Annotated in this window: 14 protein-coding genes and 1 riboswitch; of the genes, 6 read left to right on the top strand and 8 right to left on the bottom strand. The window is 71.1% G+C overall.

What is annotated here, in order from left to right; genetic code table 11:
* The first annotated feature begins 64 nt into the window (after positions 1-64).
* Positions 65-1,462 carry a D-alanyl-D-alanine carboxypeptidase family protein gene (locus tag OVA21_RS02950; protein WP_268091734.1) on the top strand — a complete coding sequence of 466 codons (1,398 nt, stop codon included), beginning with the start codon at positions 65-67 and terminating at the stop codon, positions 1,460-1,462.
* A gap of 76 nt (positions 1,463-1,538) precedes the next feature.
* Here OVA21_RS02950 and OVA21_RS02945 read toward each other — a convergent pair whose 3' ends face one another.
* On the bottom strand, positions 1,539-2,156 hold the full coding sequence (locus OVA21_RS02945; RefSeq protein WP_268091733.1) for a TetR/AcrR family transcriptional regulator: 618 nt from the start codon (positions 2,154-2,156) through the stop codon (positions 1,539-1,541).
* 256 nt (positions 2,157-2,412) lie between these two features.
* On the opposite strand from OVA21_RS02945, the gene OVA21_RS02940 reads away from it, so the two are divergent.
* The 4 genes from OVA21_RS02940 to OVA21_RS02925 all read left to right on the top strand — a co-directional run bounded on the left by OVA21_RS02940 (position 2,413) and on the right by OVA21_RS02925 (position 6,218).
* Entirely contained in the window at positions 2,413-3,513 is a 1,101-nt protein-coding gene (locus OVA21_RS02940; RefSeq protein WP_268091732.1) for a flavin reductase family protein, read from the top strand.
* A 46-nt stretch (positions 3,514-3,559) separates the two neighbouring features.
* Positions 3,560-4,825, top strand: coding sequence for a fatty acid desaturase family protein (locus tag OVA21_RS02935; protein ID WP_132063523.1), 1,266 nt, complete (start codon positions 3,560-3,562; stop codon positions 4,823-4,825).
* 45 nt (positions 4,826-4,870) lie between these two features.
* Complete coding sequence (locus OVA21_RS02930) at positions 4,871-5,113, top strand: hypothetical protein (protein ID WP_268091731.1); 243 nt, start codon at positions 4,871-4,873, stop codon at positions 5,111-5,113.
* A gap of 91 nt (positions 5,114-5,204) precedes the next feature.
* Positions 5,205-6,218 carry a ribonuclease HI family protein gene (locus tag OVA21_RS02925; RefSeq protein WP_119192271.1) on the top strand — a complete coding sequence of 338 codons (1,014 nt, stop codon included), beginning with the start codon at positions 5,205-5,207 and terminating at the stop codon, positions 6,216-6,218.
* A gap of 208 nt (positions 6,219-6,426) precedes the next feature.
* Here the strand turns inward: OVA21_RS02925 and trpS are convergent, their stop codons facing one another.
* The 7 genes from trpS to OVA21_RS02890 all read right to left on the bottom strand — a co-directional run bounded on the left by trpS (position 6,427) and on the right by OVA21_RS02890 (position 12,433).
* On the bottom strand, positions 6,427-7,497 hold the full coding sequence (gene trpS / locus OVA21_RS02920) for a tryptophan--tRNA ligase (protein WP_119192290.1): 1,071 nt from the start codon (positions 7,495-7,497) through the stop codon (positions 6,427-6,429).
* 44 nt (positions 7,498-7,541) lie between these two features.
* Positions 7,542-8,015, bottom strand: coding sequence for a PPOX class F420-dependent oxidoreductase (locus OVA21_RS02915; RefSeq protein ID WP_119192270.1), 474 nt, complete (start codon positions 8,013-8,015; stop codon positions 7,542-7,544).
* A 68-nt stretch (positions 8,016-8,083) separates the two neighbouring features.
* On the bottom strand, positions 8,084-8,533 hold the full coding sequence (locus tag OVA21_RS02910) for a barstar family protein (protein ID WP_119192269.1): 450 nt from the start codon (positions 8,531-8,533) through the stop codon (positions 8,084-8,086).
* A gap of 49 nt (positions 8,534-8,582) precedes the next feature.
* On the bottom strand, positions 8,583-9,065 hold the full coding sequence (locus OVA21_RS02905) for a ribonuclease domain-containing protein (protein WP_268091730.1): 483 nt from the start codon (positions 9,063-9,065) through the stop codon (positions 8,583-8,585).
* Positions 9,066-9,089: 24 nt separating this feature from the next.
* The gene (locus OVA21_RS02900) at positions 9,090-9,935 is read right to left on the bottom strand and encodes an exodeoxyribonuclease III (protein WP_119192289.1); all 846 of its coding nucleotides are present in this window, start codon (positions 9,933-9,935) and stop codon (positions 9,090-9,092) included.
* Between the two features lie 10 nt (positions 9,936-9,945).
* A complete protein-coding gene (locus OVA21_RS02895; RefSeq protein WP_376780897.1) occupies positions 9,946-11,172 on the bottom strand; it encodes an MFS transporter in 1,227 nt (408 codons plus the stop codon).
* 43 nt (positions 11,173-11,215) lie between these two features.
* Positions 11,216-12,433: an NADP-dependent isocitrate dehydrogenase gene (locus OVA21_RS02890; RefSeq protein WP_119192268.1), complete on the bottom strand. Its 1,218-nt coding sequence runs from the start codon at positions 12,431-12,433 to the stop codon at positions 11,216-11,218.
* Between the two features lie 129 nt (positions 12,434-12,562).
* Positions 12,563-12,678: riboswitch (SAM riboswitch) on the top strand.
* A 52-nt stretch (positions 12,679-12,730) separates the two neighbouring features.
* On the opposite strand from OVA21_RS02890, the gene OVA21_RS02885 reads away from it, so the two are divergent.
* Positions 12,731-14,065 (top strand): O-acetylhomoserine aminocarboxypropyltransferase/cysteine synthase family protein, encoded by a 1,335-nt coding sequence (locus tag OVA21_RS02885; protein ID WP_067712522.1) that lies wholly within the window; start codon positions 12,731-12,733, stop codon positions 14,063-14,065.
* Positions 14,066-14,074 lie beyond the last annotated feature (9 nt).

Raw genomic sequence — 14,074 nt, 5'->3', positions numbered from 1 at the left:
GGGTCAGACCCGGGCCAGCGGGTCCGACCCGAGACGACGTCGACCGGACGTAGACTCGACCCCCGTGACCAGCACCCGACGACGGCCCGTCCAGCGAGCCGCCGGCCTCGTGACCGCAGCCCTGGTCGCACTGGTACCGCTCGCGGCAGCGGCACCCGTGACAGCAGTGGAGCCGGCTCCCGACGTTCCGCTGACGGAGCCGCCGCCGGCCGCCGTGCTGCCGTCGACCACGTCGCCGTCGTACTTCGACACCCCGCGTGACATCACCGGGTGCCCGTACCGCACCAGCCCGCCCGCTCCCGTCGACGAGTCCGAGGTCCCGATCCCCGGGCAGACGTCCCCGACCCCTCCCCCGGTGCCCGACACCCCTCCGGGCGGGGATGGGCTCGCCGGCTGCGAGGTCGTGGCGACCGACGGATTCGAGGTGCCACGCGACGTCACCGCCAGCGCATGGCTGGTCTCCGACCTGGACACCGGGGAGATCGTGGCGGCCAAGGATCCGCACGGCCGGTACCGTCCCGCGAGCGTGATCAAGACACTGCTCGCCTCCGTCGCGCTGGACTCGCTCGACCTGGACCGGGTCGTGGAGGTCGCCGACGCTGATCTTGAGGGTGCCGAGGGCAGCCTCGTGGGCATCGGGCCGGGCGGGGAGTACTCCGTGGGACGGCTCCTCAGCGGGCTGCTCATGGCCTCCGGCAACGACGCCGCGGTCGTCCTGGCGCGGCAGCTGGGAGGCATCGAAGAGACGCGCGCCGCGATGAACGCGCACGCCGTCGCGCTCGGGGCCCGCAGTACGCATGTCGCCACCGTGAACGGCCTCGACGGCCCGGGCATGATGTCCACCGCCTACGACATGTCGCTGATCTTTCGGGACGCGATGGCCCGCCCGGCGTTCGCGGAGATCGTCGCCACCCCGTCCACGGGCTTCCCCGGATACCCCGCTGGTCCGGGCACCGAACCACCGGATCCGGCGGCGGTACCGGAGCACACCGGCCCGACGATGGGCGCGGACGGGGTCCTGATCAACCCCGGCTTCGTGCTGGGCAACGACAACCTGCTGCTCCACAACTACCCGGGCGCGATCGGCGGCAAGACCGGTTTCACCGACGATGCCCGGCACACGTTCATCGGGGCGGCCGAGCGGGACGGTCGGCGGCTCGCGGTGGTGCTGCTCGACGGCACGCGTGTGCCCAGCCCGCCGTGGCAGCAGGCGGCCGCACTCCTGGACGCGGGGTACGCGGCGGGCGACTCGGACCCTGTGGGCGTGCTCGAGGCCGGGCCGCAGGACTCGACCGATCATGCGACCGAACACCTGGCCGGCGGCCTCGGCGGGGCGGGCACGCCGGAGACGGCGATCGTCGGCGGCTCGGTGCTCGAGCGCTACAGCACGTGGCTGGCGCTGGGCGCGGCGGGACTCGTCGTGGTGGCCGGGGCGGTCCTCACACTGCGGTCACGGAACTAGCCCGGGGCCCGGCCCCACGTCCGTAGCGGCCGCCGCGTCGGTGCGTACGGTCGGGGAACGGCCGGGGAGCGGCCGGTCAGGAGACGGCGCCGGCGCCGGCGCCGGCGCCGGCGCCGGCGAGGATGACCCGCAGTCGCCCGGCGCACTCGTCGACCGTGGTGCGGGCGTCGGAATCGTCGGCCATCTCGACGAGGGCGCGGAGGAGGACGACGACGACGAGGTCGGCCGCGATGTCGATGGAGGTGTCGTCCGCTCCGGAGAGCGTCTCGAGCCGACCCAGGGTGATCCCCAGCCGGCGGCGGGCGGAATCGACGGCGGCCGCGAGGATCCGGTGGTCTGGATGCGCGGTGTCGACCAGGCCGCGGGCGAGAATGGCCCAGGTCTGCGGATCCCGGGTGGCGGCGGCAGAGGCCAGGCGGGGCCAGTCGGTCGCGGGGTCGTCGGTCGCGGTGGAGATCAGCTCGTCGATGAACGTCCCGAGGGCGTCGGCCGCGCCGGACGCGAGTTCCGATGCGAGGTCGTCGACGGACTCGAAGTGCCGGTAGAAGGCGGTGGGGACGATGCCGACCTCGCGCGCGAGTTCGCGGACGACGAGCCCGGTGAAGCCGCGCGTGGCCACCCCGTTCCGGCCCGCCTCGACGATGAGTGCACGGGTGTGCCGCTTCTGATCCGCACGTGTCCTGGGCGTCGTCACATTCGCCATCCTATCGCCAGCCAGGGATGACGCGCCGGAGACCACCCGTGCGCAGGGTGTGGGCCGGGCCACAAATCGACCCTCTTCCCATTTCGGAGAACGGCTGTACACTCAAAAACGTCCGGTGGTCGAACCGGACGGATGCGCACCCCGACCGCGACGGCACCGACCCGGTGCGAGGCGCGACGACCGCCGGGGAGCGACCGCATCCGACGGCGTCCGACCACACCGACCCATATCCTCGACGGAGGTCCACATGACCGCCCCGCCCATCCGCAGACTCTTCTCCCGCAGGGTCACGCGCACCCTACTCACTCCCCATCCGGTCGAACACTACGTCCGCTCCCTGGGCGTGGACTGGTCCGACGACCCCACCGGGGCGACCGTCGCGACAGTCGACCGGCCGGTCCCCGACGTCACGGTCCTCACCCTGCGGTTGCCCGCCGGGGTCGACCGCCCCGCCCCCGGCGCCGCGCTCGAGATCGGGGTCGTGGTGGACGGCGTCGTCCACCGCCGCCACTACTCCCCCGTCGATCCGGCGTCCCGCCGTGACGGGCTGGCGACCATCGCCGTCCGCAGGCACCCGGACGGCGTGGTCTCGAACCATCTCTGGGACGAGGCCGCGCCCGGGATGCGACTTCTCCTGGGTAACCCGGTCGGCGAGATGGCGTTGCCCGAGGCCCGCCCCGCCGATGTGCTGCTGGTCAGTGGTGGCAGCGGCATCACCCCGATGCTGGCGATCGCCTCGACGCTCGCCTCGGACGGCCACTGTGCCGACGGGGCGCCGGGCCGCGTGGCGTGGCTGCACTACGCCCGCCGCGTGGAGGACGTGCCCTTCCGGGACCAGCTCCGTGAGCTGGCCCGGTCCGGGGTGACGGTCACGGTGGTCCCCACCGCCGAGGGGACGACCCCGAGCGGCCTGGCCGGTCACCTCTCCGCCGACCATCTCGAGGAGACAGCCCCCTGGCACGATGACGCCGCGGTGTTCCTCTGTGGCCCCGAGCCGCTGGCCCGGGGCCTCGAGGAGGTCCTCGGTGCCGAGCGGTTCTCCGGCGTCCTGCGTGAGCGTTTCACCTCCGCGACCGGGCCGGTGCCCGACGGGGACGGCGGCACCGTGACCCACCTGCGCAGCGGCATCACCGCCCGGAACGAGGGAACCACCCTGCTCGAGGGCGCCGAGGCCGCCGGCCTGAGCCCCCAGCACGGCTGCCGGATGGGCATCTGCCACACCTGCACGGCCGTGCGCGTCTCCGGCACCACCCGGGATCTGCGCACCGGCGAGATCGACGCCACTCCTGACTGCCACGTCCAGATCTGCGTCAACGCGCCCGTCGGCGATGTCGAGATCGAGCTCTGACCACCTTCACCACCACCCGCCCGGAACGACCCGGAAGGACCCCATCATGACCCTCCTGCAACTGCCCGGCCTCCGCCCGAAGAAGTCCACCACCCCGAAGGCGCCGAAGGCCGCGAAGCCGCCGAAGGCCAGCGGCAAGGCGGCCGGCAAGGCGGCCAGCAAGGCCGCCGACGCGAAGACCGCGAAGACCCCCGGGCCCGAGCCGATCGTGCTGTCGGCCGAGTCGGTCGAGATCATCGGCCGCGAGCTCGATGCCATCCGCGACCGCGTGAGGGCCGACCTCGGCACCGCCGACCGCGACTACATCCTGCGGGTGGTGCGCACCCAACGCCGCCTGGAGTTGGCCGGCCGCGGGCTGATGTTCCTCGGCTTCCTGCCCCCGGCCTGGCTGGCCGGCGTCGCCGCGCTGAGCGCGTCCAAGATCCTCGACAACATGGAGATCGGCCACAACGTCATGCACGGCCAGTACGACTGGATGCGCGACGACATGCTCCACTCCTCGAGCTTCGAGTGGGACAACGTGTGCCCGTCGGACCAGTGGCGGCACTCGCACAACTACATGCATCACACGTACACCAATATCCTCGACCTGGACCGCGACATCGGTTACGGCCTGCTGCGGATGGAGTACGAGCAGAAGTGGACCCCGCTGCGTCTGGGCAACCCCGTGTACGCGTTCGCGCTGATGATGCTGTTCGAGTGGGGCGTGATGATGCACGACCTCGAGTACGACAACGTCCTCAAGGGCAAGCGCAAGTGGTCCGACGTCAAGGGCCTGCTCGCCGGCTGGTGGAACAAGGTCCGCGGCCAGGTGGCCAAGGACTACATCGTGCACCCGGCGCTGACCGGCCCGCTGTTCCCGCTCACGTTCGCCGGCAACCTCACCGCGAACGTCGTCCGCAACATCTGGGCGTTCTCGGTGATCTTCTGTGGCCACTTCCCGTCCGGCGCCCAGGTGTTCACGCAGGAGGAGACGGCCGAGGAGACCCGCGGCGAGTGGTACGTCCGGCAGATGCTGGGGTCGGCCAACATCTCGGGCAGCCCGTTCATGCATCTGGCGACCGGCAACCTCTCGCACCAGATCGAGCACCACCTGTTCCCGGACCTTCCCGCGCACCGCTACCCGGAGATCGCGGACGAGGTGCGCGCGATCTGCGAGGAGCACGGCCTGCCGTACACGACCGGCCCGTTGTGGAAGCAGGTCGCGAATGTCTGGTCCAAGATGTTCCGCCTCGCGCTGCCCCTGCCTCCCACCGCGGCGGACACGCCGGCGGTGATCATCGAGCGCAGGAAGACTCCCGTCGCCGCCTGAGCCGCGGGTACCGTCTAAGGGCATCACCGACGAAGGGAGCGGTCCATGAGCGACTTCGAACGCAACAAGGACCAGGTCCAGGCAGGTGTCCAGGCGGGCGCGTCGCTGGTGGGACGTATCGCCGTCATCATCACGGACGCGATCGGCTCGATCGCCAAGGAGATCGGCGACTTCGTCACCGACAGCATCGAGATGCGGGAGGCCGCCCGGGCCTCGCGGCTTGACGAGGCCAAGCGTTCCCCCGAGATCGACCTCGACGGCATCGAGCCGGACGAGCTGTACGGATAGACGAACACCGGCTGCCGCCCACCGATCCCCCGCCGCCACGGCGCGGGTCCGGTGGGCGGTGGCGGTCGTCACGGTGGCAGGATCGCCTACCGTGACGATCATCGCCGCCGCGGACGGCTCCGCCCTCGGAAACCCCGGCCCCGCCGGCTGGGCCTGGTACATCGACGACGAGCGGTGGCGGTGCGGCGGCTGGAAGCGCGGCACCAACAACCAGGGTGAACTGGCCGCGGTCCTGGACCTGCTCCGGCAGACCGCCCACTCCCCCGAGCCCCTCCACATTCTCTGCGACTCCCAGTACGTCATCAATTCGGTGACCAAGTGGATGGCCGGCTGGAAGCGCAAGGGTTGGAAGAAGGCCGACGGCAAGCCGGTGCTCAACGTCGAGATGATGAAGGCTCTCGACGAGGCCATGCGCGGTCGCGAGGTCACCTTCGAGTGGGTCAAGGGCCACGCCGGGCATGAGCTCAACGAGAAGGCGGACGTGCTCGCCAACGGCGCGGCCAAGGCCCACGCGTCGCGTCAGCAGCCGGCGCCCGGGCCGGGGTTCCCCGGCGCGCGGTCCGTCGGCGCAGGTGACGACCCCTCCGTTCCGCCCGCCGCGGGCGGGGATGGCGACGGGCGAAAGTCGACGACGACGACGAGTTCTGGCCCCGCCGACGAGCCCGACCTGTTCTCGGTGGACGCGCACTCCTCCGCCCGTCCCGCGGACTCCGTGCCCGCGGCCTCACCCGCCGGCCACGCGATCGAGGACCTCGTCGTCGACCTCGAACGGTCCCTCCTCACCGACGCCGTCCGCGGGGACCGCAAGAAGCTCACCCGCCTGCTGGACGTGCGGTGGCGGCAGGTCGACAACGCGGGCCGCGTGCAGACGCGCCGCGAACTCGGCGACGGGGGCGGCTCTGAGGAGGGCGGCTCTGAGGAGGGCGGCTCACTCGAGGATGTGGACCTCGAGGTGCTGGAGACGCGGCGGCTCGGCGACGACGTGGTGCTGTTGCTGTGGCGGGCATCGGGCCCCGACGGGGTGTCCTCGCTCCGCAGTTCGATCTGGCAGCGGACGGGCTCGGACTGGAAACAGGTCTACCAGCAGGGGACTCGCGAAGCCTGAGCGCCTGCCCGTTGGCGGACACCCCCACCCGGTTGGCGGACATCGCATGCCGGTTGGCGGGCACCAGGTTCGATCTGGGCCTCAGAATCGCACGGTGAGTCCGCCAGTCGACCAGCGATGTCCGCCAGCCAACTAGCGCTGTCGCCAACTGGAGATCTGTGTCCGCCAACCGACTCCGCTGACGCGGACCCCGCCAGGCCGGGTCGGGTCAGCCTCGGCGGGGCGCGGTGAAGCCGACGGCCGAGTAGACCTGCGAGAGCACCGGCCCGGCCACCGCGCGGGCCCGGTCCGCGCCGTCGGCCAGTATCCGCTCGAGCTCACCCCTGTCGGCCATGTACTCGTCGAACCGGCCCCGCAGCGGGGTCACAAAGGCCTCGAGCGCGTCCGCCGTGTCGGTCTTGAGCGCCCCGTAGCCCGCGCCGGCGGACTGGTAGTCGGCCACGATGTCGGCGACCGGACGCCCGGTGAACGCCGACTGGATGGTCAGCAGGTTCGACACTCCGGGCTTCATCTCGCGGTCGTAGCGGATGTCGCCGCCCGAGTCGGTCACGGCGCTGCGGATGCGCTTGGCGGACACCTTGGGGTCGTCGAGCAGGTTGACGATGCCCTTGGGGTTCTCGCCCGACTTGCTCATCTTGGCCGTGGGTTCCTGCAGGTCGTAGATCTTGGCCGAGCCCTCGAGGATCTTGCCCTCCGGGACCACGAAGGTCTTCTTGTAGCGCGAGTTGAACCGCATCGCGAGGTCCCGCGTGAGCTCGAGGTGCTGACGTTGGTCCTCGCCCACCGGCACCAGGTGCGGGCGGTAGAGCAGGATGTCGGCGGCCATGAGGACCGGGTAGGTGAACAGCCCCACGGTGGTGCCGTCGGTTCCCTGCTTGGCGGCCTTGTCCTTGAACTGGGTCATCCGCGCGGCCTCGCCGTAACCGGTGATGCAGCCCAGCACCCAGGACAGCTCGGCGTGCTCGGGCACGTGCGACTGCACGAACAGCACGGATCGCGCGGGGTCCACGCCCAGGGCGAGCAGCTGCGCGCACCCGCGGAACACCCGCTCGCGCAGCTCCTTGGGATCCTGCCGGACGGTGATCGCGTGCAAATCGGGGATGAAGTAGTAGGCGTCGTAGTTGTCCTGCAGGTCGACCCACTGTCGCACGGCCCCCAGGTAGTTGCCGAGGTGGTAGGAGTCGGCGGTGGGCTGGATCCCGGACAGGACCCGCTGGCGCTTGGCGGGCGCCCCGGTCGGGGAGGTCGCGGTGGCGGCGGTGGTGGACTGCTCAGACATGGCGTCCATTCTCCCACGATGCCGCCGAGCCACCGGTCACGCCCTCAACGGTCGGCGGGCGGCGCCTTCTCCGGCGGGAACCCTCCGGTGGCGACCGGTCCCCAGTCGTCGATCGTCACCCGGATGAGGCACTTGCCCTGGCGGGTCATCGCCGCCCGGTATTCGTCCCAGTCGCTGTGCTCGCCGGCCACCGAGCGGAAGTACTCGACCAGCGGCTCGACGGCCTCGGGCAGGTCCACGATCTCCGCCGTGCCGTCCAGGTGCACGTACGGGCCGTTGAACTCGTCAGAGAGCACGCACACGCTCACGGCCGGGTCGCGGCGGATGTTGCTCACCTTGGCCCGCTGCGGATAGGTGGCCACCACCAGCCGGCCCGCCTCGTCGATCCCGCAGGTCACGGGCGAGGTCTGGAGACCGCCGGACCCCCGCCGGGTGATCAGTACGGCGCGGTGGCGGGGTCGGAGGAAGGAATCGAGCCCGGCGCGGTCAGGTCGGTCGGCGGTCGCGAACTTCGTCATGGGCCCGAGGGTACGGCTCTGCAACGAATTAGTTCAGCAGTGACTCAGCGCGGCGAACGGGCGCCGGGTCAGCACCACCAGCGGTCCACGGGGTCGGTGCCGGAAGGGACGGAGAAGACGACGACGAGGGGTCCTGTCCCCCGCCCGGCGCGGATCTGGTTGGCGTCGGCGACGGCTTCGCCGAACCAGGCTCTCCGGCCCGGCTCCGCGGACAGCATGGTTGCGGCATCGGTCACCACCAGGATCACGATCCCGCCGGGCGCCTCGGGCAGGTCCAGGTCGCGGAGGCACTCGTCGAACGCGTCCAGGTTGCGGCCGAAGTGGTCGGGGAACTGCAGCGCCGCCGAGGTCTCGTCGTACAGTCCGCCCAGGTCGGCCATCCGGATGCCGCTTAGCCGCCGGACGCCGGCCGCGGGGGCGAGGTCGGCGGGCACCTCGGGCAGCGGCTCACCGGTCTCGTGGACGACGGACCCGCCCGCGTCGGCCTCGGCGACGAGCGCCCGGAAGTCGAGCATCATGCGCTCCTCTCGGGTTGGATCACGGCAGCGTGGATCGCGACAGGTCGGCTCATCGGATGCGGACGAACGAGGAGTAGTGATCGCCGGTGTACCAGGCCGACCCGTCGCTGCCGGTGACGATCCGCTCCGCGTCCCGGCCACTGCCCTGCTGCTTGGGGTTGACGTCCCATTCGCGGTAGTCCGGCCGGGAGCCGTCGGCGGCCACCTCGGGGAGCAGGCGTTCGCGGTTGCCGAAGCGGTCGCCGCCCTGCGTGCCGGGGGCGTCGGCGGCGTCGGGCCAATCCCCGGCATCGATCAGGGCCAAAGTGTCCAGGACGTGCGCCGGAACGGCAGCCGACCTGACCATTCCCGGCGGATCGGACGACTCGTCCACGGCGGGATCGGACGAGGTCGCCGAGCTCGTCGTCGTCCCCCTGTCCCCCACGGTCCCGAGGCCGGCGTCCCCGGACCCGCCGCCGGTGTACGCGGCCACGCCCAGGGCGAGGAGCAGCGCGGCGACCAGGGCCAGGATGGCCTTCACGGTGCCGCTCACAGGGGACCCCTCACGACGCCCGCCTCACTCGTAGACGACCGTGACGGGCGCGTGGTCGGACCACCGCATGTCCCAGGCGGACGCGCGGTCCACGCGGTCGGATACGGCCCGCTCGACGAGCCCGTCGCTGACCACCTGCAGGTCGATGCGCCAGCCCGCATCGGTGTCGAACGCCTTCCCGCGCATGGACCACCACGCGTACGGGCCGACCTCGTCGGGGCGGCGGTGGCGGACGATGTCGGTCCAGCCGCTGCCGTCGGCAAAGACGTCGGTCAGCCACTCGCGCTCGTGCGGCAGGAAGCCGGAGCTCTTGTGGTTGCCCTTGTGGTTCTTCAGGTCGACCTCGTGGTGGGCGATGTTCCAGTCGCCGCAGACGATCATCTCGTGGCCGTCGCGGGCGGCGACGAGGCCCGCCCGCTCGGCCAGATGCTCCCGGAAACTCTCCATGAAGCGGTCCTTCTCGTCCTGCTTGGGCGTGTTCGCCGTGCCCGACGGGAGATAGAGGCTGGCGACGGTGACGGTCTCGCCCTCGAGCGCCCCCGGGTACACGGCCTCGATGTAGCGGCCGGATTCGGCGAACTCCGGGTCGCCGTGGCCGATGTGGACCTCGGCGGGTTCCTGCCTGGACAGGATGGCCACGCCCGCCCGGCCCTTGAGCGAGGAGTCCGAGCCGATGAGGTGCCACCCGGCGTCGAGGGCGGGGGCGAGCGCCTTGCGGGCCTGGTCCTCGTCGGCGCGCACCTCCTGGAGCGCGACCACGTCCGCCCCGCTGCTCTCCAGCCAGGGGAGGAATCCGAGGTTGGTCTCCGAACGCTCCTTGACGGCGGCGCGGATCCCGTTGACGTTGACGGTGCTGACGGTGAGGCTCACGCCGTACAGGCTAGCCACCCTCGGCGCGCCGGGCGGCACGGACCGCGCACACCAGGATCGCCAGGCCGACCGCCGCCAGGGCCGCGCCCGCGAGCGCCGGGGACGTGTAGCCGAAGCCCAGCGCGATCACCACCCCGCCGAGCCACGCCCCCAGCGCGTTGGCGGCGTTGAGCGCGGAGTGGTTGAGCGCCGCGGCGAGGGTCTGGCCGCGGCCGGCGTGCCGCATCAACCGGGACTGCAGGCCGGGGACCAGCGCGGATCCGGTCGTCCCCACCAGGAACAGCCCCACCACCGCCGTGACGGGGTGGTACGCGGCGACCGCGAACAGGGTGAGGATCAGCGTCATCGCCGTGGCGATCACCACCAGCCCGCGGTCGAGGTCCCGGTCGGCGACCACCCCGCCCACCAGGTTGCCCGCCACCATGCCGAGCCCGTAGAGGGCCAGCACCGCCGGCATCCACCCGCGATCGATCCCCGCGACGTCCACCATCGTCCACTGGACGTAGGTGTAGACCGCGAACATGCCGCCAAAACCCACCGCCCCCACCGCGAGGGTGGCCAGGATCTGCGGCCGCGCCAGCGCGGCCAGTTCCTCGCGGGCCCTGACCACCACCCCGCCGGCCGGTTCGGGGACGACGACGAGGATGGCGACCACGGTCAGGGCGCCGATCACCCCGACCGCGAGGAACGCCGACCCCCAGCCCAGCGCCTCGCCCATCCAGGTGGCGGCCGGGACGCCGATCACGGTCGCCACGGACAGCCCCAGCAGGACCTGGGACACCGCCCGCGCCTGTCGCCCCGGACCCGCGAGCGAGGCCGCGACCAGCGATGCGACCCCGAAGTAGGCCCCGTGCGGGATGCCCGCGACGAACCGGGCCGCGATCAGCGTCTCCGCAGTGGGCGCGAAGGCGGCGGCCACGTTGCCCGCGGTGAACAGCAACATGAGGACCAGCAGCAGGGTGCGCCGCCGCCAGCGCGAGGTCCACACCGTGAGAAGGGGTGCGCCGACGACGACCCCGAGCGCGTACGCCGTGATGACGTGGCCGGCCTGCGGCTCGGTGAGCCCGAAGTCATCGGCGATCGAGCGCAGCAGCCCCATGGCAGCGAACTCGGTGACCCCGATCCCGAACCCGCCCAGCGCGAGGGCCAGGATCGCCAGCGTCACGCGTCGGGTGGTGGGGGCGGTGGGCTCAGTCGGCTCCGTGGGCTCGGTCGCGGGAGCCGGGCTGGTGGTCACCGAAGCAGGCTACGCCCGCCGCCGGTGGGTCCCCGGGTGCCGGTCAGGCCCGGGCCTTCTTCAGGTTCTGGTCCAGCGCGGCGAGGAACTCCTCGGTGGTGAGGTACTCCTGGTCCTCGCCGACGAGCAGGGCGAGGTCCTTGGTCATCTGGCCGTCCTCGACGGTCTTGATGACCACGTCCTCAAGCTGGTGGGCGAACTCGATGACCTCGGGGGTGTTGTCGAGCTTGCCGCGGTGCTCCAGGCCACGGGTCCACGCGAAGATCGAGGCGATCGGGTTGGTGGAGGTGGGCTTGCCCTGCTGGTGCTGGCGGAAGTGGCGGGTGACGGTGCCGTGAGCGGCCTCGGCCTCGCAGGTCTTCCCGTCCGGGGTGAGCAGCACGGAGGTCATGAGGCCGAGCGAGCCGAAGCCCTGGGCCACGGTGTCGGACTGCACGTCGCCGTCGTAGTTCTTACAGGCCCACACGTACCCGCCCTCCCACTTGAGCGCGGAGGCCACCATGTCGTCGATGAGCCGGTGCTCGTAGGTCAGGCCGGCCTTGTCGAACTCGGCCTTGAACTCGCGCTCGAACACGTCCTGGAAGATGTCCTTGAAGGCTCCGTCGTAGGCCTTGAGGATCGTGTTCTTGGTGGACAGGTACACCGGGTACTCGTGCTGCAGCCCGTAGTTGAAGGAGGCGCGCGCGAAGTCCTCGATGGACGTGGTGAAGTTGTACATGCCCATCACCACGCCGCCGTCTTCCGGGAACGTCACCATCTCGTGTTCGATCGGCTCCGAGCCGTCGTCCGGCGTGAAGGTGATGGTGACCGTGCCGGCTCCGGGAACCGTGAAGTCGGTGGCCCGGTACTGATCGCCGAAGGCGTGGCGGCCGACGATGATCGGCTTGGTCCAGCCCGGAACCAGGCGCGGCACGTTGGAGATAATGATCGGGGCGCGGAAGATCGTCCCGCCGAGGATGTTGCGGATCGTGCCGTTGGGCGAGCGGTACATCCGCTTGAGGCCGAACTCCTCCACCCGCGCCTCGTCCGGGGTGATGGTCGCGCACTTGACGCCGACGCCGTGCTTCTTGATGGCGTTGGCGGCGTCGACGGTGATCTGGTCGTCCGTGGCGTCCCGACTCTCGATGCCCAGGTCGTAGTACTCGAGGTCCACGTCGAGGTAGGGGTGGATCAGCTCGTCCTTGATGAACTTCCAGATGATGCGGGTCATCTCGTCGCCGTCGAGCTCGACGACCGTCCCCTCGACCTTGATCTTGGACATCGGGCCCTCTTTCTCCGGTACCGATCGTGACGTGGGCCTCATCTTACCGGCGTGGCCTGCTCAGAGGCGGCCTGTCCAGCCGTTTCCGCTCGTTGCAGGCGAGCGGCGGCTTAGGCTAGCCTGTCCCCAGGTCATGAGTCCCAGCATCGAGCCCCGGCTTGCTGGGCGGCAACCCTCCACCGCGGTGGGGTGCCCCGGGAGACGACCTGGCCCTCACCCGTTCGGGTGGCAGGCAAGCGCGGGTCCGCTGTCGTCAAGCGGTCGGACCCTTCTGACGAGAGGAGGGGCTCCGCCCCTATGACCTACGACAACACCAACCCCGACTGGGCCTTCGAGACCCGCCAGGTCCACGCCGGTCAGCCCGTGGACTCCGACACCGGGGCACGCAACCTGCCGATCTACCAGACCACCTCGTTCGTCTTCGCCGACGCCAAGCAGGCCGCCGACCGGTTCGCCCTCGCCGAGATGGGTCCCATCTACACCCGGATCACCAACCCGACGGTCGCCGCGGCCGAGGACCGGATCGCCTCCCTCGAGGGTGGCGTCGCCGGGCTGCTGTTCGCCTCCGGCCAGGCGGCCGAGACCGCCGCCATCCAGGCGATCGCCCAGTCGGGCGGGCACGTGGTGGCCTCCCCCCGCCTCTACGGCGGCACCGACACGCTGCTCCGGCACACGCTGCCCAAGTACGGCATCGAGACCACGTTCGTGGAGAACCCGGACGACCCCGCCTCCTGGCAGGCGGCGGTCCGGCCCAACACCAAGCTGTTCTACGGCGAGTCCATCTCCAACCCGCTCAACGACATCCTGGACATCCCGGCCATCGCCGAGGTCGCGCACCGCAACCAGGTGCCGCTCGTTATCGACAACACCGTGGCCACCCCGTACCTCATCCGCCCGCTCGAGCTGGGTGCGGACGTCGTGGTCTCCTCCGCCACCAAGTACCTCGGCGGCCACGGGTCCTCGCTCGGCGGCGTCCTGGTCGACGGCGGCAAGTTCGACTGGCGCGTCCAGCGCGACGGTCAGGACGTCTTCCCGTCCTTCACGACGCCCGACCCGGCCTACCACGGCCTGGTCTACGCCGACCTCGGTGCACCCGCCCTCGCGCTCAAGGCCCGCGTCACGCTCCTGCGCGACACCGGCGCCGCGGCCTCGCCGTTCAACGCGTGGACCCTGGTCCAGGGCATCGACACCCTCAGCCTCCGGGTCGAGCGGCACGTGTCCAACGCGCAGCGGATCGCCGAGTGGCTCGAGGCTCGCCAGGACGTGTCCAAGGTGCAGTACGCGGGCCTGGCCTCGTCACCGTACAAGGAGCTGCAGAAGAAGCTGTCGCCCAAGGGTGCCGGCGCGATCGTCACCTTCGACCTCGCGGTCCCGGAGGGCGCGTCCGACGAGGACGTCAAGGCGCAGTCGTGGAAGTTCATCGACGCGCTCAAGCTGCACTCCTGCCTGGTCAACATCGGCGACGTCCGCTCGCTGGTCTCCCACCCCGCCACCACCACCCACTCCCAGGGCACCGCAGAGGGCAACGCGATCGCCGGGGTCACCCTGGCGACCGTCCGCCTGTCGGTGGGCATCGAGGCCGTCGAGGACATCCTCGCCGACCTCGTGCTCGGTTTCGCCGCGCTCGACTGAGGGACCGTC

It is taken from the genome of Dietzia sp. SL131, assembly GCF_026672565.1.
In the GTDB taxonomy this organism is placed as follows: Bacteria; Actinomycetota; Actinomycetes; order Mycobacteriales; family Mycobacteriaceae; genus Dietzia; species Dietzia kunjamensis.
This window is presented reverse-complemented; position numbering and strand designations above follow the sequence as displayed.